We start from the raw sequence: 18,120 nt of genomic DNA, 5'->3' as shown, positions 1-18,120 counted from the left end.
CTTGATTATAACTTTTTAGCCCCAGCATTAACTGGGGCTTTTTAATAACTGTACTTTTTGTTTGGCAATAAGTGACGCTACATACTGCTTTTCTAAATCCCACGGATGACGCTTCCAGCCCTTAAAACCAAAACCGATAATATGCACCTGTGCTTGCTGCTTTAAAAAGTGCTCAATGGCTAACATTCCCGAACTGGGTGTTTTAGCTTTAAAAGCAGGTTTGCCAAACGTATATAAGTGTTTTAATAATGCTGTTTTATCGTGCTGGGCGATTCGACTCACGTTTGCACGCGGGCTATATTTGCGTATTATTTCATCGCCATGGTCAATACAGCCCCTGCGGTTAATTAGCTTATAAAAAGGTTGAGTAAATAAGTTAGGTTTTGGATCAGTGATCATGACATTTTTCAGCTGCGTTATATCTATATCTGGAAACGCTGCGCGAAGCATTGCGCCTTGCTTACCTCGTCCCACTAGCCATAAATCAGTACATTTACGGCCTAAGTATGCAGGCATGTTTGCACACATATTAAAGCGCACCACTCTATCAAAGCTATTTAGAGCTTTACTTACATCCTTTTCGACGGGGCCATTACCTATAATTAACACTGTTTGCTTAGCCATACTACGCTCCTTGTACCTTTATTAGCGCATACTAACGTGCCCGCCACACTTTACCAGCAAACTTATATAAACTTTTTTTGCAGCCACACACTGTACGGTAAATTAACAGGCGTTACTTTTGATTTAAGGCCTGCTCTGCACGCTCTATTGATTCGTAGCGTTTACCTGTAATTTTTATCAGCCATACTTTATCTGTAAAGGTGCGGCTTAAATACACTGTTTGCCCATTTGGGATTTGCGGCATAAAGGAAGAAATAGATTCCCACTTGCCATCAACCTGCTCTTTTAGCTTCAAACTAGCGTTAAAGTGCGACCCCTCTGCGTTAGGCTTTACTTCAAGCGCCGTCATTTGCGTATCATCACCAATTTCTATCATTGCACTTTTATTTAATAGCGTGAGTAGCTGAGGTTGATGCGTAGGGCTTAGATTTTTTAAAGCCTGCTCTATTTTACTATCTACGGTAATCTCATTCTGTAATTTATAAATACTGGCCTTAATTGCAAAAACAGGCTCTGCGTAACTGGGGTTTATAAAAAACAGTGAACTGATAAGCACTAAAATAGCGCTAGTAAATTTATTCGGCATATTATATCTCCTTATTAAAATCGAATTGATCATACCTTATATTTTATTAAATTTAATATAAGCTATTAATATTCATAATATTATTTATATTAATAAGCATGAATATACGCTTTTAGACTATTTATAAATACTAATTTTAGCGATAATAAAACGCTTAACTAATCAAATAAGAGCAGAGGGTATGCAAGCGTTAGGAATGGAGTTAAAACGCCTTAGAGTAAATAAAAAGTGGACTCAGGCTTATGCTGCGCGTGAAATTGGAATTCAACAGTCGTACCTTTCAAAGCTTGAAAATGGACAGTTTATCCCCTCAACTGAGGTAATTGAAAAGCTTAAACTTTGCTATGGCGAAGGCTGTATTGATAAATGCCTACCTATAAGTTCAGCGATAGATAAGCCCTCAAACATCACTTTAATTATGAGCTTGGCTTTATTTATATGTGGGCTGATAGCGTGGTTATGTGCAACATATGAAATTTTTTATCCACAAACCTACTTTACCTATCAAGCAAAGCTAGGTGACTTTTTAGCATTTAACGTCACTCAGCAATACCAAGGCGAACGCTTTATTGAGGGGGATGTGACCTATCAAATTGTAGGAGAAAGGCAAGTCAGTCGAATCGAGAACCGCTTCTTAGTGGTAGGCTCTGCCGTGTGCATATTAATATCTATTGTTGCAGCTTTACTCTCGCAAAGGCATAGGTTTGGTAAATTATAGAGCTGTTATTTAGTTGTTCTTGGCAATTACTCCAGTATTACTCTACCTCAAACATCTATACAGTCGTACATCAGAAATTTTTATCTGTCGCTATAAATGCCTCATAACTTAACACGATTGGAATTATTTTCGTTTAGTATTAGGGCTATTACGTATTCGTGGTGTGCTTTTTTCTCAAGTGTTCTAGTCTCAACCCAAGCTACGGCGCTTCACTTCACTGCGAACAGCTGAGGACTGAAAGCTTCAAACTTACAGCTTTTTTAACGCAAACAAAAAGCCCCGGCTAATGCCAGGGCTTTTTTTACAAAACTTACTTAATTTAAAAATTAAGCTTGTTTTGGACTAGAAACAACGTCTACTAAAGTCCAAGATTTATTCTTAGAAATTGGTGCGCATTCACGGATAGTAACTACGTCACCCGCTTTTGCTGTGTTGTTTTCGTCATGTACGTGTAGCTTAGTAGTACGTTTGATGAATTTCCCATAGATTGGGTGCTTCACGTAACGTGCGATAGCAACAGTGAAAGATTTTTCCATCTTGTCGCTTACTACACGGCCTTGAAGAGTACGAATTTTATCGCTCATTATTGACCTGCCTTCTGGTTAATAATTGTTTTTACACGCGCGATATCGCGACGTACTGTTCTTAGCGTGTGTGTCTGAGCTAACTGACCAGTGCTTGCTTGCATGCGCAGGTTAAACTGCTCACGAAGAAGTCCTAGAAGTTCAGCATTTAGCTCTTCTACGCTTTTGTCTTTTAGTTCGCTTGCTTTCATCACATTACCGTCCGAGTTACGAAAGTTGTTTTGAATGGCAGTTTACGAGCTGCAAGGTCAAACGCTTCACGAGCAAGCTCTTCAGAAACACCTTCCATTTCGTAAAGTACTTTACCAGGCTGAATTTCAGCAACCCAATATTCAACAGAACCTTTACCTTTACCCATACGAACTTCAAGAGGCTTTTCTGTGATCGGCTTGTCAGGGAAGACACGGATCCAGATTTTACCTTGACGTTTCACGTGACGCGTCATAGCACGACGAGCTGCTTCGATTTGACGAGCAGTCATGCGGCCACGACCAGTAGCTTTCAAACCGAAAGTACCGAAGCTTACTTTGTTACCGTTTTGCGCTAAACCGCGGTTGCGGCCTTTGTGCATTTTACGGAATTTTGTACGTTTTGGCTGTAACATTACTCGCTACCTCTACTTAGCACTTTTCTTGGCTTTCTTTGGTGCGCGTTTAGCTGGCTTCTCTTGCTCTTGTACTAGTGGTAAACCACCAATAACTTCGCCTTTGAAGATCCAAACTTTAACACCAATGATACCATAAGTGGTTAAGGCTTCAGAAGTTGCGTAGTCGATATCAGCACGAAGAGTATGTAGAGGTACACGACCTTCACGATACCATTCTGAACGTGCGATTTCTGCGCCGCCAAGACGACCGCTAACTTCAACTTTGATCCCTTTAGAACCGATGCGCATTGCATTTTGTACCGAACGCTTCATAGCGCGACGGAACATAACACGACGCTCTAGCTGAGAGGCAATGCCGTCTGCTACTAGTTGTGCATCTAACTCTGGTTTACGTACTTCAGAAATATTAATCTGAGCAGGTACACCTGCGATCTTAGTTACCGCTTGACGTAGCTTTTCAACGTCTTCGCCTTTTTTACCGATAACAACACCCGGACGAGCCGTGTGAATTGTTACGCGGATCGATTTTGCTGGACGCTCAATAACGATTTTAGACACAGAAGCCGCTTTTAATTCCTTTGTAAGGAAAGTACGTACTTTGTGATCGCCAAAAAGCTGATCAGAGAAATCTTTAGAACTCGCGTACCAGGTAGAAACCCAAGGTTTAGATATACCTAGGCGAATACCAGTAGGATGAACTTTTTGTCCCATTACTTATACTCCTAGCTATCTGAAACCACAACAGTGATGTGGCTTGTACGCTTAAGGATGCGGTCTGCGCGTCCTTTAGCACGTGGCATAATACGTTTCATTGTAGGACCATCGTCCACAAAAATCGTAGTTACACGAAGCTCATCAATGTCAGCACCTTCGTTATGCTCTGCGTTAGCAATAGCAGACTCAAGTACTTTTTTAACTAATACAGCCGCTTTTTTCGGGCTGTACGCCAGGATTTCTAGAGCGCGATCGACAGGTAGTCCGCGGATCTGATCTGCAACTAGACGAGCTTTTTGCGCCGAACCAGAGGCGAATTTATGTTTAGCTAATGCTTGCATTTATCATTCCCCTCTTAGCGTTTCTTCGCTTTCTTATCCGCGGCATGGCCACGGTAAGTGCGAGTTGGTGCAAATTCACCTAGTTTGTGACCGATCATTTCGTCAGAAACGAAAACTGGTACATGCTGGCGACCATTATGGACAGCAATGGTCAATCCGATCATGTTAGGTATGATCATTGAACGACGGCTCCAAGTTTTAATTGGCTTCTTTTCACCGCTTTCCAAAGCTTTCTCTACCTTCTTCAGCAAGTGTAGGTCTATAAAAGGACCCTTCTTGAGAGAGCGTGGCATGGCTATTCCTCAATATTACTTAGTACGACGACGTACTATAAATTTATCCGTACGCTTGTTCTTACGCGTCTTAGCACCTTTAGTAGGCTTACCCCATGGAGACACAGGATGACGACCACCAGATGTACGACCTTCACCACCACCGTGTGGGTGATCTACCGGGTTCATGGCAACACCACGAACTGTCGGACGAATACCACGCCAGCGATTTGCACCTGCTTTACCAAGTGAACGAAGCATATGCTCAGCATTGCCTACTTCACCTAGCGTTGCACGACAATCAGATTGTACTTTACGTACTTCGCCAGAACGAAGACGTAATGTTACGTATTGACCATCACGCGCAAGGATTTGAACGTATGCACCAGCAGAACGTGCGATTTGAGCACCTTTACCTGGTTTTAATTCTACGTTGTGAACAGTCGAACCTACAGGCATGTTACGCATAGGTAATGCATTACCAGGCTTGATTGGTGCATCAACACCAGACTGGATTGCATCGCCAGCTTTTAAGCCTTTAGGTGCGATAATGTAACGACGCTCACCGTCTGCATATAATACAAGAGCGATGTTTGCGCTACGGTTTGGATCATATTCCAAACGCTCAACAGTGGCTGGAATGCCATCTTTAGTACGTTTAAAATCGATTAAACGGTAATGATGCTTATGACCACCACCGATATGACGAACCGTAATACGACCATTGTTATTACGACCACCTGATTTAGAGTTTTTCTCTAATAGTGGTGCGTAAGGTTTACCCTTATGTAAATCTGGGTTAACCACTTTAACTAGGTGACGACGACCCGCAGAAGTTGGTTTACACTTTTGAAGTGCCATAATTCTAACTCCCCTTATTACTCGGCGCCGCCGACAAAGTCTAGCTCGCTACCTTCTTTAAGAGTAACGTAAGCTTTCTTCCAGTCGCTACGACGACCGAAACGCATGCCAGTACGTTTTGTTTTACCCTTAACGTTAAGTGTGCGAACACCCGTTACTTCTACTTCAAAAAGCTTCTCAACTGCTGCTTTAATTTCAGCTTTAGTTGCGTCATTTGTTACTTTAAAAACAATAGTATTGTTTTCTTCAGCAGCAATTGTGCTTTTTTCAGAGATATGTGGAGCAAGGATCACTTTTAAAAGACGTTCTTCACGGATCATGCTAGCGCCTCCTCAAGTTGCTTAACAGCAGCAGCTGTAATAAGTACCTTGTCGAAAGCAATTAAGCTTACAGGATCGATACCAGCTACATCACGCGTGTCAACCTTGTACAGGTTACGTGCCGATAAGAAAAGATTTTCATCTACTTCTTCAGTCACGATAAGAACATCTTTAAGCTCAAGTTCTTTAAGCTTAGAAACTAGTTCTTTAGTCTTTGGTGCTTCAAGACCAAAGCTTTCAACAACGATTAAACGCTCTTGACGAACTAATTCAGATAAGATGCTTTTGATCGCACCGCGGTACATTTTACGGTTTACTTTTTGGCTGTGGTCTTGTGGTTTAGCTGCGAAGCTAACGCCACCTGAACGCCAAATTGGACTACGGATTGTACCAGCACGTGCACGGCCAGTACCTTTTTGAGCCCATGGTTTTTTACCACCACCGCTTACTTCAGAACGTGTCTTCTGAGCACGAGTACCTTGACGAGCACCTGCTGCGTATGCAACAACTACTTGGTGTACTAATGCTTCGTTAAACTCACGTCCAAAAGTAGCTTCAGAAACTTCAAGAGCGCCAGAAGCGTCTTTAATTGCTAATTCCATCACTAAATCTCCAGGACTTATGCTTTAACAGCTGGTTTAACGATAACGTCACCGCCGATAGCGCCAGGTACTGCACCTTTAACTAAAAGCAAGTTACGCTCAGCGTCAACGCGAACTAGTTCTAAGTTTTGAGTCGTTACACGCTCAGCACCCATATGACCGGCCATTTTCTTACCTTTAAACACCTTACCAGGTGATTGGTTTTGACCGATTGAACCAGGAGCACGGTGAGATAGAGAGTTACCGTGAGTAGCGTCTTGCATGCTGAAATTCCAGCGCTTAACACCACCTTGGAAACCTTTACCTTTAGAAGTACCGGTTACGTCAACTTTGTTGATTTCGTTGAATAATTCAACAGTAAGCTCAGCGCCTACTTCAAAATCGCCTTCACCACCATTTAGGCGGAATTCCCACAGACCGCGACCCGCTTCAACACCAGCTTTAGCGAAATGACCCGCTGCTGCTTTGTTTACACGGCTTGCTTTTTTAGTGCCTGCGGTTACTTGAAGCGCGTTATAACCGTCTGTTGCGTCAGATTTGATCTGAGCAATGCGGTTAGGAGTCGCTTCGATAACTGTCACAGGGATAGATACACCATCTTCAGTGAAGATACGTGTCATACCCACTTTACGACCGACTAGACCTAATGCCATTTTCCTATAACCTCTCTAATCTTTCGATTAACCCAGGCTGATTTGAACATCAACACCAGCAGCAAGATCTAAACGCATTAATGCGTCAACAGTCTTGTCAGTTGGTTCTACGATGTCGATCAGACGTTTATGGGTGCGGATCTCGTACTGATCACGCGCATCTTTGTTTACGTGCGGTGAAGTTAGTACAGTAAAACGTTCAAAGCGTGTAGGTAGTGGGATTGGACCACGTACTTGTGCGCCTGTGCGTTTCGCAGTTTCCACGATTTCCGCCGTTGATTGGTCAATCAAACGGTGGTCAAAAGCTTTTAGGCGAATACGAATGCGTTGATTTGACATTCTTAAACCTCAATATAAAGAGCATTTAAAGAGCATAAAAAAACGACCGAAACAATCTTAATAATTAAGATGCCGGTTGTTGATTTATATCTACGATGAGTTCCAAATCGGAACTCCTGTTTATTAGCTTGAAATCCAAGCTTAATTTATCCCTTCAAGTTCCAGATGAATCTTGAAAGCCTGCGTATTATAGTGATATTGGTGATAAATGCAACAACTAATTGCAAATTAATTATGGGTGTAGGCTGCCCAAATAACCGCCACTGGTTATTTATAGCTAAAATTGAACTGCTCAGCGCCAAATTAGTCTTATGTTTATAATTTAACCGATTACGCAAATTACAGGATTTTATAGATATTATGGTATCCTATGCGCTAATTTTGCTTTTAATACTCTCAATATGGTGAGTCGATGCGTTTATTAAATTATTGTTTGAATTTTCTTACTAGCTGCGTAAGCCGTGTTTTGGTAAAAAGTAAGGTCCTTCCCCAAAGCCCTATAGAGCAATATGGCCTTAATCCTGAACACCCTACTTTTTATATAGTACGTTTAAATTCGCGTTTCGATTTAGCCGCGCTTACTAATGTATGTAAAAAGTATGGTTTGCCTAACCCATGCGAATATCAAACGTTAGGAAACCACGAGTTGGCCCGCTTTATTGGTATTAAAAATCCGCCGCCTTTATTTGGCGATACAGCTAAACCGACTGCCGCTTTATCACAGGGTAAGCAAATAGTTGAGCATTTATTAAATAGCGGGCAAAAGAATGTACAAGTGGTGCCGGTAACTATTTTATGGGGGCGCGACCCAGGTAAAGAAAAGCCAGGTATTCGTACCTTAATTACCCACTCTCTTACGCCTAGTTGGTTTAGAAAATTTTTCGTTGTGCTGTTTTCTGGGCGCGATAACTTTATTCGCTTTAGCCAGCCACTCGATTTATCACTTATCGTGAACGAAAAAGCCGACGTAAATGAGCTACCACAAAAACTATTGCGTGTTGCTCGTGTGCACTTTAAACGCCAAAAACTGGCCGCTACGGGCCCTAAAATGCCCTCGCGCGAGCAACTATTTAACTCACTTTTGGCTTCGCCGACAATAAAAAAAGCAATTCAAGATGAAGCAAAGTCAAAAGGAATAAGCCAAACAGAAGCCCGCCAAAACGCGTTAAAACTACTAGATGAAATTGCCGCTAATTACTCTGAGGCAATGATACGTGTAGGCGACAGAATTTTAACGTGGCTGTGGACTAAGCTTTATAACGGTTTAGATATAAAATACACCGAGCAAATTCATGAGCTAACAAATAAAGGTCACGAGATAATCTATATGCCGTGTCATCGCAGCCACATGGATTACTTGTTACTTACCTATGCCATATACCATCAAGGTTTGGTGCCGCCGCATATTGCCGCGGGCATTAATCTTAACTTTTTCCCTGCCGGTGGTATTTTTCGCCGCTCAGGGGCGTTTTTTATCCGCCGCTCGTTTGCCGGTAATAAACTTTACTCTGCCGTATTTAAAGAGTATTTAAGCCAGCTATTTATTAAAGGTTACTCAGTTAAGTTTTACACTGAAGGCGGGCGCAGCCGCACAGGCCGATTACTACCGCCAAAAACCGGTATGCTCGCCATGACATTGCAAGCAATGCTACGCGGCATAGATCGCCCGGTTTCTATTGTGCCGGTATACATTGGCTATGAACATGTAATGGAAATCAATACCTACTTAAAAGAGCTTGCCGGTAAAGATAAAAAAGGCGAGTCCATTTTTGGTATTTTTAAAGCCATTAAAAACCTTAAAAATTATGGCCGTGGTTACTTAAACTTTGGCGACCCTATTTCTATAAACCAATACTTAAACGACAACCAACCTGATTGGCGCGATGCAATACACCCTACCGATGTGCAAAAGCCGCAATGGCTAGGCCCTCAAGTAGCCGCATTGGCCGACCAAGTAATGGTAAAAATTAATAATGCCGCAGCACTTAACGCTGTGAATTTACTGGCTATGATTTTGCTAGTTAACGACAAGCACGCGTTAAGTAAGCCTAAGCTATTAGCGCAACTAGATTTTTACTTACGCCTACAACGCGATGCAAGCTATAGCGATAAAGTCACTGCCCCCGATGAAACACCAGAGCAACTATTAACGCACGCCATTAAGCTTAATAAGTTTGATGTTATTAGCGATGAATTTGGCGAAATTATTGCAATTAACGATAAAGAAAAAACCCTGTTTAACTATTATCGTAATAATATTTTGCACTTATTTGCTGTGCCAAGCCTTATTGCTTTGCACTTATTTAAGCAACACAGTAGTACGGTTGAGCAATGCCAAAAGCTTGTTTCGGCTTTTTACCCTCTGTTTGCAAAAGAATGGTATTTACAGCCGCTAGATGAAAACTACATAAGCCGTATTTTGGCTAACTTTAGCGATCAAAACTTAATTGAGCTTGATGGCGATACCATTCATGTTACTAACACGAATGATTCGTTAGCCAAACTTGAAATGCTAGGAAGGTCGCTTAGCTTTACGTTGCAACGTTATGCCATTGTTGTGGGCTTTATTCAAACCAGTAACGGAATTGAAAAAGCCGAACTAGAGCGTGAAAGCCAAGTACTGGCAAACCGTTTAGGCACCTTACACGGCATTAAAACCCCGGAGTTTTTTGATAAAAAAGTACTGGTAAGCTTTATTGATAATTTACGCGGTGAGCTGCTCATTACTGAAGGTGAAAATGGTATTCACGGTAGTACACAACTGTGTGAAATATACATGTACTTAAAAACCTTATTACCTGCGCGTATATGGCAATCGGTTAGCGACATAGTGCAAGATCAATGTAATTAGCCGAGCTGCTGTAATTTAAGCTCTAATTAAACACCATTAAAAAGCCTCAACATTTAACATGTTGAGGCTTTTTTGTACGTTTGGTTATTGAACAACAACGCTACATAAAGACTCTTATCTCTTGGCAAAACCTTTAGCGAAAGCACTACTAATTTGCGCTTAACAGCCAGTCTATTGCCAGTAAGTCTAATAAAATTAACGCTGTCGCATCACCCCTTCTTGAATCGTTGATGCGACTAAATTACCTTGGCGGTCAAAAAACTGGCCTCTTACCAAGCCTCGCCCAGAACTAGCACTTGGGCTGTCTATGGTATATAAAATCCAATCGTCCATTCTAAATGGGCGGTGGAACCACATAGCATGGTCAATCGTTGCCACTTGCATATTTGGCTGCATAAACGATACGCCATGGGGCTGTAATGCCGTAGGTAAAAACTCAAAGTCAGAGGCATACGCTAATAAGTAATTATGAATGCGTTGATCGTCGGGCATATCGCCATTGGCTTTAATCCAAATGTGCTTTACGGGCTCAATAACCTCTGGCTTAAACGGGTTATGAAAAGTAACCGGGCGCATTTCAATGGGCATTTCGCGTATAAACTTATTACGGATCACCTCGGGTATGTGGTGGGCATTTTCTTGATAAAACTCTAGAGACGAGCGAAGCTCCTCTGGTGGCGGTACATTAGGCATGGTTGCTTGATGCGATAAGCCTTCTTCTTCACCCTGAAACGACGCAGTCATATAAAAAATAGGTTTACCGTATTGAATAGCGCTTACTCGGCGGGTGCTAAAGCTTTTACCATCGCGGATGGTTTCTACGTCGTAAACAATCGGTTTTGCGGCGTCGCCGGGGCGTAAAAAGTAAGAGTGTAATGAATGAACAACACGTCCTTTTGGTAGCGTTTCTTTTGCAGCAGACAACGCCTGCCCCATTACTTGACCACCAAATACCGCTCTAAACCCTAAATCTTGGCTTTGCCCACGATATAAACCTTGTTCAATTTCTTCAAGTGACAATAACGATAATAAATCATCTAATACTTGGCTCATTTGCTGTTCTCTCAATCCCCAGATAAGCTAATGATACTATACAATGCAGCTATGTAAATCTAACTAAATGAGTAACGCTATGAATTATTGGCTATTTAAAACTGAGCCCGATGCTTTTTCGATTGATGATTTAAAAACAGCGCCGCAACAAACCACCCTGTGGGAAGGCGTGCGTAATTATCAGGCACGTAACTTTATGCGTGACGATATAAAATTAGGTGACTTAGTATTTATTTACCACTCTAGCTGCAAACAAGTAGGCGTTGTGGGCATAGCCACTGTTACTAAAGAAGCCTACCCCGACCCAACTCAGTTTGATTTAAATAGTGACTATTACGATGCGAAAGCGACGCCCGACAAGCCACGCTGGTTTGTAGTTGAAGTAACCTATAAAAGCCATTTAAACAAACGCGTAAGCTTAAAAGACATTAAAGCTAACGAGGCAATTACCGAATTAGCCCTTAAAAAAGCAGGCCGTCTTTCGGTAATGCCAGTCACACAAAACGACTGGGAGCAAATCATAGCCATGAGCAATTAAGCTCAGTAAGCAAATATCAAGCTGTAATAGTAGCTAATCATTAACGGGCTAGAGCTTGGCTATGTTTGACCTCATTTGGCCGTGTTTGATACGATCCCCCGCGAGTTATAATTGGGGGATTAATGAAACTACTGTATTGGTTAGATGAATGGTTAACGCTTTGCCGTGATGAACAACAAACTAAGCTGCCTATGTGTGGCGGCGACCTACTCGGCGATGTGTATGTAAAATACGACTTTGTTGATTTAAATAAGCCCCTGCTTTTTACTTTTTCCCCCGCGGGGACCAACGTCCAAGAACACGACCTAACCGATGACTTTGCCCCTTGGGGCTATCACTTAGCGCAAAAACAAAATGTTAATGTTATTTCGTTCCAACATTTAGGCAAAAGCAATTGGTTTAGAAGCCGTAATTTAATCTTCTTTTTGGAGCAGTTATCAAGCTTACTTACACCGTTTAAGTGCCGCTTAGGCTATGGCCTTAGTCGCGGTGGTTTTGCTGTTGGCGCGTTTGCAAAATTACTTAAATTAGATCAGGTTTTATTTTTTCATCCTGTTAGCACCAAAAACACCGAAACAGTTCCGTGGGACACCCGCTCCAGCACAGAGCTTGCGCAGCAATTTGATTGGCAAAGTGAGTATAACGACCTCGATTTAGGCCATGCTAAGGGGTATATAATTTATGACCCCACCAATAAAATAGACCGCCTACATGCTAAGCGGTACCCACAACTGACTCATTTAAGAGTGTTTGGCATGGGCCACGGTACCCACGCAAGTTACCTCACCAAATTTGGCTTTTACAAACAAGTGGCTGTTGATTTTATACGCCACCAGCAGATTGATATAGCGCAGTTTCGTTTGCAAACCAAAACCTTGCGCTTAAAAGAAGAGTATTATCAAAGCCTAAATAAGGCAAATGCGAGCTCGCCTCACCGCTTGGCATTATTAAGTACAGCACATCAAATTTTAGCAGATGAAAAAGAAGTGCATGTGCAAGAACATCAGGCCAAAATAGATATTCAGCCGTTAATAGATGTCGCACTTAAACATCAAGATGAACACCCAAATGATGCTATTCAGTTATTAGAAGTTGCCCAACAAATAGTGCCAGATGATCCGCTGGTTGAGCACAAACTCAAGCAGCTAGAATAGACCTATGACGGTTTATTCTTCTTTCTTTTTTTGTGACCATGCTTGGGCACAATCGTAAAATACATAAAAAGCCCCAACCACGAAAAAATAATTACGCCTAATAACCAGCCGTTTTTTTCGTGGCCTTGGGTGCGCTTACTATTAACCACTATCACCACGGGTAATATATAAGCGCTTAAAATAATTATTAAAAATACTACTTCATTCATTATTTAACCTAAGCCTTGGTTATTTGGCCAAGCTTTGCCAATCCACTTCATTTGTTAGCACACGTTCAAGTGCAATGTAGTGCAGGATATCGCCCGCATTTACCTTGTAATCAAGTGGCGGATTTAAATCCATATTTTGTGCACTTAAGTTATGCGCCACCCCTAACAAAATAGCATTATAGTCATGCTTAAAATGATGAAATAAAGTGCCAAACTCCATCTCTTCGCATTCACTTGGAATAGCTAGGCTAAACTGCGTGTCGCCGTGCAATGTAGATAATAGCTCTTCTTGTACTCGACTCGAGCCTGGGTCTTGCATTGAGCGTACTAAAATCTCAGCCGACTTAGCGCTACTACACTCCACATTTTGGCAATGCTCAAGCAACATATCGACCTTGGTTTCATCTAAAAAGTGCGCGCTAATATGGCACTCATCTTTAACTAAACGGCTAATACGCAGTGCCGTTGTAAATGTTTGGTCGTCATCTTGCCCATCAATAATAACTTTGTCGGCACGGCATATAGCTACGCGCTCAAGTTCTTCTAAATCAGTAAAACTTGCTAGGCGGGCAAAGTCGACATTTTCGTTAGTTAAAAATGGGTGATCCATTTGCTCGGTCACCGCCAACAAAATACGGCGGTCGGTACGTTTGGTATCGGCAAGGATATAATCAATCATTTTTTTTGTTCGGGTATCGTGCCAACCAAAAATAATAATGTGGTTGTTACTGTGAGCAAAGTTTTTATCACCAGTCATAGCGCGCCTAATTAAGTAAGTCACTGTTTGCCCTGTTTTTCCTAACAGAACGCCAAATAAAGCTAATCCAAACGGAATTTGTATTAAAGCCACAACCCAACGCCCCAGCTCGCTGGTTGGGCTAAAATCGCCGTAACCCACTGTTGAGGTAGTTACTGTGTAGTAGTAAAAAAAGGTCGTAAACGAGGTAAGCGCTTGCTCATTTGCAATAAATAGCAGCCCCCAAGTCACTAACATATGAGCAAGTATTGCAAGCACCACGGCTTGCCAGCTCAGCTGATCGATATGAGCACGAACAAGTAGCGCTAGCCTCTTAAATATTACCGGCATGATACAAAATCTTTGTTAGTAAATTATCTATAAACAGTACGTTACTGTAAGCCATGCTTTTAAGCAACGTTTAAGCCTTTAAGTAAGGCCTGTTACCCTTTTAGGATTAAATTTTGTTCAACCTATAAGATACTCAGACCCTAAAATATAAGACTAAATGCGGGTTTGCTAATGTGCTAAGAGCATGATTAATTATAATAAGACTAAAAAACACACAGACACATTATGCTTAATAAAATTGCCACACCGTTTACCAAATTAGTAGAGCGCTACTTACCTGACCCTTTTATATTTGTCATATTGCTGAGCTTAATTACTTTACTCTCTGCCAGTATTTTTACCCCCGCAACACATATTGAAGTTATTAACGCATGGGGGAGTGGTTTTTGGAACTTGCTTAGCTTTGCCATGCAAATGCTGTTAGTGCTGATTACAGGTTACATGCTAGCAAGCACCCCCATTATCAATTCGTTATTAAACAAACTGGCGGCGCTTGCTAATTCAGCGCCAAAAGCGATTATTTTAGTCACGCTTATTTCGCTATTAGCCAGCTGGCTTAATTGGGGGTTTGGCTTAGTTATTGGGGCTTTATTTGCCAAAGCAATTGCAAGGCAAACACAGGTCGATTACCGCCTATTAGTTGCCAGTGCTTATTCTGGCTTTTTGGTGTGGCATGGCGGCTTAGCAGGCTCAATTCCGCTTACGATTGCTACCGAAGGGCACTTTTCACAAAATAGCATTGGCATAATTAGTACCGAGCAAACCCTGTTTGCTGGTTTTAACATAGCAATATTAATTGGCTTATTTATTATTATGCCGTTGGTTAACCGCTACATGCTACCCAGTGATAAAAACAGCGTGTATGTAGACCCAGCACTTATTAAAGAGCCCCCGCCCGTACATGAAAAAATTACTCGCCCTGCTCAGCATTTAGAACACACAAAGCTGCTTGGCATTTCGATTGGTTTACTTGGCCTTTGCTATTTGGCGTATTACTTTATAGTTGCAGGCGGTAGCCTAAACCTAAACAGTATTATTGCTGTGTTTTTGTTTTTAGTCATTACCTTGCACCAAACACCCCATAACTTGCTTAATAGCTTGCAACAAGCAATTCCCAGCGGTGCGGGTATTGTCATTCAATTTCCGTTTTACGCAGGCATAATGGCTGTGATGGTCGACAGCGGTTTAGCGCAGCAAATATCGCGTGGTTTTATAGCTGTTGCTGATGCCGATAGCTTGCCATTTTTTAGCTTTATAAGTGCAGGACTCGTTAATATGTTTGTACCTTCTGGCGGGGGCCAATGGGCAGTACAAGCACCTATTGTTATACCCGCAGCGCAAGAGCTGGGCGCCGATATATCACGTGTTGCTATGGCTGTTGCGTGGGGCGATGCGTGGACCAATTTAATTCAACCCTTTTGGGCTTTACCGGTATTAGCCATTGCAGGGTTAAAAGCAAAAGACATTATGGGATTTTGTGTTGTGCAGTTATTTGTAACGGGGGTATTTATATCGCTAGTGCTGAGCTTTTACTAACCCTTAATAACGCGCAGTATTTAGGTATACTGCGCGTATAGCGTTTAGCTTGATAAAATCGTCATCGGCAGGCTCAATATTGGGTTTTCTGAATCTGCAAAGTGCATCATCACTGCCACATGGCCTGCAACTACAATAGCGTACATAGCGGCTGAAAAACCTTGGCCGTATTTATCAAGCGGCAATAAATGCGAGTAATGTCGACCGCGCCATTCGAATACGATTTCCAGTGCGCCAACAAACAAAAAGAACACCAGCAACATTAAGCCAAATGTATAACTAAGCCATAATCCAAATAACACACCGAGTAAACACACACTTAAACCGACCCAAGAGCGCATTGAAAAGCTGATACTTTTTAATACATGCCCGCCATCAAGCGGTAAAATAGGCAAAAGGTTAAACAAATTCAATAAGGCACTGAGTACTGCAACGCCGGCAAATATGTCCATTTCGGTGGCGTAATATAAAACCACACCCAACACTGAGGTAAACAAACCAAACGCTGGCCCCATGAGGGATATAACGACATCTTGCCAACGTGTTGTTATTTTATCGTCACTAACAGCCAATCCGCCTACAAAGGGAATAAGGTAAATACCCTTGGTTTTTATGCCAAAGTATTTCATGGCTCTAACGTGTCCGTACTCATGTACCACTAAACAGGCAATTAGCATTAGTGCAAATTCAATACTAAATAACCATGCATAGCCGGCAACCGATGCACTCGCTAAAGCCACCTTAATTACTTTTGCACTTTTAAATAATTTAAAGCCCAATGCCGCTAGCCCTAAAAAGCCTTTTTTAGGCTGGCTATTTACCGGCGCAGGTAAAGCTAGTTCAGTAGCAAACACACCATCAATAAATAACGATAAAGACTGCTCATGAACATGTGAGCTATCAATCCCTATTTGCTTATTATCTAAAGTAAATTCGGCGTAATGCTCTTTGGGTGTTGTAAAGCTTATGGCCTGTTGATTATGAAATATTTGTACTATTTTATGCCCAGATACCATTAGCGTTAATGGTTGCTCTGCAAGCATGAGATCGATTTTTATCATGACTAAAACCAGTTAAAACAATGGCGCTAGTATACCGATGAATTTAAAAAACACGAATTGCCTTAAACCATAAGCGCAAAAGCACTTAGAAGATAAAAAATAATATAAAACTAAGCTGACAAAAGGCTGATCAGGCGCTATTTTTACAGTACTAATATATTAAGCAGTTACAAGGATAGAGCATGTCGATTTCGGTACCCAATATTTTAGTTGTGGATGACTCAAAGGCGATTTTAATTGTTATGGAGGCCATTTTAAATGAGCTAGGAGTCTCGAATAAAGTTACAAAATGCCTGAGTGCTCAGCAAGCACTAACTCACGTAACCGACGATATAAACTTTTACGATATTGTATTTACAGACTTAAACATGCCTGAAATGGATGGTATGGAGTTTATAAGAAAACTAGGCGAGCTTAATTTTACAGGCGCAGTAGTTATAATTTCGGAGATGGATCATAAGGTTATTAACCTAGCTGCCAATTTAGCGCGCCATAGCAATATTCATTTAGTCGCAAATTTAGCTAAACCCGTGCAACTTAGCCAAGTAAAAACCGTTTTACAAAAAGCAAAGCACTTAGCAGTACATAACGACCTTTCTCATGCCTCTATTTCAGAAAAAGCATTGCATGAGGCAATCAATTTAAACGAGATAATCCCTTACTATCAGCCAAAAATAAATTCTCAAACCAGCGAAATAGAAAGTATTGAGGTGCTAGCGCGTATCGTTAAAACGCACACTGGCGAAATTATCTCGCCCAATCGATTTATTTCGTTATCGGAGCAGTCGGGGTTAATTAATCAAATTACTTTTAGCTTATTTGAGCAAGCCACCAGCGACTTAAAAGCTATACGAACAAACATTGCTGCACACCTAAAACTGGCTTTTAACCTATCTCCCACACAATTAGATGATTTAAGCTGCCCCAACAAGCTGATGCTTATATTGCAGCTCAATGAGCTATCACCTAGTGATATAATTTTAGAGATTACCGAGCAACATGCGCTGTCTAGCCTTTCTCAACTAGAAACCTTAAACAGATTAAGAATGCATGGCTTTGGCATATCATTGGATGACTTTGGGGTTGGCTTTACCAACATGAACCAGATTAAGCGCCTGCCTTTTACTGAAATAAAAATTGACCGTACACTTATTAGTAATATTGAAACAGATCAGTTTTCGCAAGTGGTGGTCAGCTCACTGGTTGATATTGCCAGTCAAGAGCAACTAGCCCTTGTGGCCGAAGGCGTAGAGCGCGCCGAAGAATCGCTCTACTTAAAAAACTACCGCACTAATTTAGCCATGCAAGGATTTTTGTTTACCTGCCCAAAAGCCAAAGACGATTTTATAGAGTGGGCACTAAACTGGGTAAATACGACGGGGGGCACAATTAAACGCTAACCTTCAACCC

23 protein-coding genes are annotated in these 18,120 nt (G+C 41.6%); 6 read left to right on the top strand and 17 right to left on the bottom strand.

What is annotated here, in order from left to right; all coding sequences use genetic code 11:
- Positions 1–27: 27 nt before the first annotated feature.
- Together VOI46_RS00870 and VOI46_RS00865 are read right to left on the bottom strand one after the other, a co-directional pair.
- Positions 28–624, bottom strand: coding sequence for a hypothetical protein (locus VOI46_RS00870; protein ID WP_004588696.1), 597 nt, complete (start codon positions 622–624; stop codon positions 28–30).
- Between the two features lie 112 nt (positions 625–736).
- Positions 737–1,210: a hypothetical protein gene (locus VOI46_RS00865; protein ID WP_004588695.1), complete on the bottom strand. Its 474-nt coding sequence runs from the start codon at positions 1,208–1,210 to the stop codon at positions 737–739.
- A gap of 181 nt (positions 1,211–1,391) precedes the next feature.
- On the opposite strand from VOI46_RS00865, the gene VOI46_RS00860 reads away from it, so the two are divergent.
- Entirely contained in the window at positions 1,392–1,928 is a 537-nt protein-coding gene (locus VOI46_RS00860) for a helix-turn-helix transcriptional regulator (protein ID WP_004588694.1), read from the top strand.
- Positions 1,929–2,254: 326 nt separating this feature from the next.
- Here VOI46_RS00860 and rpsQ read toward each other — a convergent pair whose 3' ends face one another.
- Genes rpsQ through rpsJ form a run of 11 tightly spaced genes read right to left on the bottom strand, consistent with a single transcriptional unit; the run spans position 2,255 to position 7,221 of the window.
- On the bottom strand, positions 2,255–2,512 hold the full coding sequence (rpsQ, locus tag VOI46_RS00855; RefSeq protein ID WP_004588693.1) for a 30S ribosomal protein S17: 258 nt from the start codon (positions 2,510–2,512) through the stop codon (positions 2,255–2,257).
- On the bottom strand, positions 2,512–2,703 hold the full coding sequence (gene rpmC, locus VOI46_RS00850; RefSeq protein WP_004588692.1) for a 50S ribosomal protein L29: 192 nt from the start codon (positions 2,701–2,703) through the stop codon (positions 2,512–2,514). Before rpmC ends, rpsQ begins: the two co-directional genes overlap by 1 nt.
- Complete coding sequence (gene rplP / locus VOI46_RS00845) at positions 2,703–3,116, bottom strand: 50S ribosomal protein L16 (RefSeq protein ID WP_002957890.1); 414 nt, start codon at positions 3,114–3,116, stop codon at positions 2,703–2,705. Before rplP ends, rpmC begins: the two co-directional genes overlap by 1 nt.
- 12 nt (positions 3,117–3,128) lie before the next feature.
- Positions 3,129–3,830, bottom strand: coding sequence for a 30S ribosomal protein S3 (gene rpsC / locus VOI46_RS00840; RefSeq protein WP_004588691.1), 702 nt, complete (start codon positions 3,828–3,830; stop codon positions 3,129–3,131).
- A gap of 11 nt (positions 3,831–3,841) precedes the next feature.
- The gene (gene rplV, locus VOI46_RS00835; protein WP_004588690.1) at positions 3,842–4,174 is read right to left on the bottom strand and encodes a 50S ribosomal protein L22; all 333 of its coding nucleotides are present in this window, start codon (positions 4,172–4,174) and stop codon (positions 3,842–3,844) included.
- Positions 4,175–4,188: 14 nt separating this feature from the next.
- On the bottom strand, positions 4,189–4,467 hold the full coding sequence (gene rpsS, locus VOI46_RS00830; RefSeq protein WP_004588689.1) for a 30S ribosomal protein S19: 279 nt from the start codon (positions 4,465–4,467) through the stop codon (positions 4,189–4,191).
- Between the two features lie 15 nt (positions 4,468–4,482).
- Positions 4,483–5,307 carry a 50S ribosomal protein L2 gene (gene rplB, locus VOI46_RS00825; protein WP_004588688.1) on the bottom strand — a complete coding sequence of 275 codons (825 nt, stop codon included), beginning with the start codon at positions 5,305–5,307 and terminating at the stop codon, positions 4,483–4,485.
- A 17-nt stretch (positions 5,308–5,324) separates the two neighbouring features.
- Positions 5,325–5,627, bottom strand: coding sequence for a 50S ribosomal protein L23 (rplW, locus tag VOI46_RS00820; protein ID WP_004588687.1), 303 nt, complete (start codon positions 5,625–5,627; stop codon positions 5,325–5,327).
- Positions 5,624–6,229, bottom strand: a complete 606-nt coding sequence (gene rplD / locus VOI46_RS00815; protein ID WP_004588686.1) for a 50S ribosomal protein L4 — start codon at positions 6,227–6,229, stop codon at positions 5,624–5,626. The genes rplW and rplD overlap by 4 nt, the downstream gene beginning before the upstream one ends.
- 17 nt (positions 6,230–6,246) lie before the next feature.
- Positions 6,247–6,882 (bottom strand): 50S ribosomal protein L3, encoded by a 636-nt coding sequence (gene rplC, locus VOI46_RS00810; RefSeq protein WP_004588685.1) that lies wholly within the window; start codon positions 6,880–6,882, stop codon positions 6,247–6,249.
- A 27-nt stretch (positions 6,883–6,909) separates the two neighbouring features.
- The gene (rpsJ, locus tag VOI46_RS00805) at positions 6,910–7,221 is read right to left on the bottom strand and encodes a 30S ribosomal protein S10 (RefSeq protein ID WP_002957900.1); all 312 of its coding nucleotides are present in this window, start codon (positions 7,219–7,221) and stop codon (positions 6,910–6,912) included.
- A gap of 412 nt (positions 7,222–7,633) precedes the next feature.
- Here rpsJ and plsB point away from each other — a divergent pair, with 412 nt between their 5' ends.
- The gene (plsB, locus tag VOI46_RS00800) at positions 7,634–10,072 is read left to right on the top strand and encodes a glycerol-3-phosphate 1-O-acyltransferase PlsB (RefSeq protein ID WP_004588684.1); all 2,439 of its coding nucleotides are present in this window, start codon (positions 7,634–7,636) and stop codon (positions 10,070–10,072) included.
- 195 nt (positions 10,073–10,267) lie between these two features.
- Here the strand turns inward: plsB and tesB are convergent, their stop codons facing one another.
- A complete protein-coding gene (gene tesB, locus VOI46_RS00795; RefSeq protein WP_004588683.1) occupies positions 10,268–11,125 on the bottom strand; it encodes an acyl-CoA thioesterase II in 858 nt (285 codons plus the stop codon).
- A 79-nt stretch (positions 11,126–11,204) separates the two neighbouring features.
- Here tesB and VOI46_RS00790 point away from each other — a divergent pair, with 79 nt between their 5' ends.
- Together VOI46_RS00790 and VOI46_RS00785 are read left to right on the top strand one after the other, a co-directional pair.
- Positions 11,205–11,663, top strand: a complete 459-nt coding sequence (locus tag VOI46_RS00790; RefSeq protein WP_029773519.1) for an EVE domain-containing protein — start codon at positions 11,205–11,207, stop codon at positions 11,661–11,663.
- Between the two features lie 122 nt (positions 11,664–11,785).
- Positions 11,786–12,817 (top strand): hypothetical protein, encoded by a 1,032-nt coding sequence (locus tag VOI46_RS00785; RefSeq protein WP_004588681.1) that lies wholly within the window; start codon positions 11,786–11,788, stop codon positions 12,815–12,817.
- 2 nt (positions 12,818–12,819) lie between these two features.
- On the opposite strand, the gene VOI46_RS00780 is transcribed toward VOI46_RS00785, so the two are convergent.
- Positions 12,820–13,026, bottom strand: coding sequence for a hypothetical protein (locus tag VOI46_RS00780; RefSeq protein WP_004588680.1), 207 nt, complete (start codon positions 13,024–13,026; stop codon positions 12,820–12,822).
- A 19-nt stretch (positions 13,027–13,045) separates the two neighbouring features.
- The gene (locus VOI46_RS00775) at positions 13,046–14,113 is read right to left on the bottom strand and encodes a potassium channel family protein (RefSeq protein ID WP_282337995.1); all 1,068 of its coding nucleotides are present in this window, start codon (positions 14,111–14,113) and stop codon (positions 13,046–13,048) included.
- Between the two features lie 225 nt (positions 14,114–14,338).
- Between VOI46_RS00775 and VOI46_RS00770 the strand changes: the two genes are divergently transcribed.
- Positions 14,339–15,649, top strand: coding sequence for a TIGR00366 family protein (locus tag VOI46_RS00770; RefSeq protein WP_004588678.1), 1,311 nt, complete (start codon positions 14,339–14,341; stop codon positions 15,647–15,649).
- A 44-nt stretch (positions 15,650–15,693) separates the two neighbouring features.
- On the opposite strand, the gene VOI46_RS00765 is transcribed toward VOI46_RS00770, so the two are convergent.
- Positions 15,694–16,710 (bottom strand): site-2 protease family protein, encoded by a 1,017-nt coding sequence (locus tag VOI46_RS00765; protein ID WP_004588677.1) that lies wholly within the window; start codon positions 16,708–16,710, stop codon positions 15,694–15,696.
- Between the two features lie 182 nt (positions 16,711–16,892).
- Between VOI46_RS00765 and VOI46_RS00760 the strand changes: the two genes are divergently transcribed.
- Entirely contained in the window at positions 16,893–18,110 is a 1,218-nt protein-coding gene (locus VOI46_RS00760; RefSeq protein WP_004588676.1) for an EAL domain-containing response regulator, read from the top strand.
- Positions 18,111–18,120: the final 10 nt, after the last annotated feature.

This window comes from Pseudoalteromonas sp. CuT4-3, from assembly GCF_035666335.1.
GTDB lineage: Bacteria > Pseudomonadota > Gammaproteobacteria > Enterobacterales > Alteromonadaceae > Pseudoalteromonas > Pseudoalteromonas atlantica.
This window is presented reverse-complemented; position numbering and strand designations above follow the sequence as displayed.

What these genes read in the sequence shown, in the direction of transcription:
- VOI46_RS00870 (WP_004588696.1), bottom strand. Translation starts at nt 624, where the DNA reads ATGGCTAAGCAAACAGTGTTAATTATAGGTAATGGCCCCGTCGAAAAG.
- VOI46_RS00865 (WP_004588695.1), bottom strand. Translation starts at nt 1,210, where the DNA reads ATGCCGAATAAATTTACTAGCGCTATTTTAGTGCTTATCAGTTCACTG.
- VOI46_RS00860 (WP_004588694.1), top strand. Translation starts at nt 1,392, where the DNA reads ATGCAAGCGTTAGGAATGGAGTTAAAACGCCTTAGAGTAAATAAAAAG.
- rpsQ (WP_004588693.1), bottom strand. Translation starts at nt 2,512, where the DNA reads ATGAGCGATAAAATTCGTACTCTTCAAGGCCGTGTAGTAAGCGACAAG.
- rpmC (WP_004588692.1), bottom strand. Translation starts at nt 2,703, where the DNA reads ATGAAAGCAAGCGAACTAAAAGACAAAAGCGTAGAAGAGCTAAATGCT.
- rplP (WP_002957890.1), bottom strand. Translation starts at nt 3,116, where the DNA reads ATGTTACAGCCAAAACGTACAAAATTCCGTAAAATGCACAAAGGCCGC.
- rpsC (WP_004588691.1), bottom strand. Translation starts at nt 3,830, where the DNA reads ATGGGACAAAAAGTTCATCCTACTGGTATTCGCCTAGGTATATCTAAA.
- rplV (WP_004588690.1), bottom strand. Translation starts at nt 4,174, where the DNA reads ATGCAAGCATTAGCTAAACATAAATTCGCCTCTGGTTCGGCGCAAAAA.
- rpsS (WP_004588689.1), bottom strand. Translation starts at nt 4,467, where the DNA reads ATGCCACGCTCTCTCAAGAAGGGTCCTTTTATAGACCTACACTTGCTG.
- rplB (WP_004588688.1), bottom strand. Translation starts at nt 5,307, where the DNA reads ATGGCACTTCAAAAGTGTAAACCAACTTCTGCGGGTCGTCGTCACCTA.
- rplW (WP_004588687.1), bottom strand. Translation starts at nt 5,627, where the DNA reads ATGATCCGTGAAGAACGTCTTTTAAAAGTGATCCTTGCTCCACATATC.
- rplD (WP_004588686.1), bottom strand. Translation starts at nt 6,229, where the DNA reads ATGGAATTAGCAATTAAAGACGCTTCTGGCGCTCTTGAAGTTTCTGAA.
- rplC (WP_004588685.1), bottom strand. Translation starts at nt 6,882, where the DNA reads ATGGCATTAGGTCTAGTCGGTCGTAAAGTGGGTATGACACGTATCTTC.
- rpsJ (WP_002957900.1), bottom strand. Translation starts at nt 7,221, where the DNA reads ATGTCAAATCAACGCATTCGTATTCGCCTAAAAGCTTTTGACCACCGT.
- plsB (WP_004588684.1), top strand. Translation starts at nt 7,634, where the DNA reads ATGCGTTTATTAAATTATTGTTTGAATTTTCTTACTAGCTGCGTAAGC.
- tesB (WP_004588683.1), bottom strand. Translation starts at nt 11,125, where the DNA reads ATGAGCCAAGTATTAGATGATTTATTATCGTTATTGTCACTTGAAGAA.
- VOI46_RS00790 (WP_029773519.1), top strand. Translation starts at nt 11,205, where the DNA reads ATGAATTATTGGCTATTTAAAACTGAGCCCGATGCTTTTTCGATTGAT.
- VOI46_RS00785 (WP_004588681.1), top strand. Translation starts at nt 11,786, where the DNA reads ATGAAACTACTGTATTGGTTAGATGAATGGTTAACGCTTTGCCGTGAT.
- VOI46_RS00780 (WP_004588680.1), bottom strand. Translation starts at nt 13,026, where the DNA reads ATGAATGAAGTAGTATTTTTAATAATTATTTTAAGCGCTTATATATTA.
- VOI46_RS00775 (WP_282337995.1), bottom strand. Translation starts at nt 14,113, where the DNA reads ATGCCGGTAATATTTAAGAGGCTAGCGCTACTTGTTCGTGCTCATATC.
- VOI46_RS00770 (WP_004588678.1), top strand. Translation starts at nt 14,339, where the DNA reads ATGCTTAATAAAATTGCCACACCGTTTACCAAATTAGTAGAGCGCTAC.
- VOI46_RS00765 (WP_004588677.1), bottom strand. Translation starts at nt 16,710, where the DNA reads ATGATAAAAATCGATCTCATGCTTGCAGAGCAACCATTAACGCTAATG.
- VOI46_RS00760 (WP_004588676.1), top strand. Translation starts at nt 16,893, where the DNA reads ATGTCGATTTCGGTACCCAATATTTTAGTTGTGGATGACTCAAAGGCG.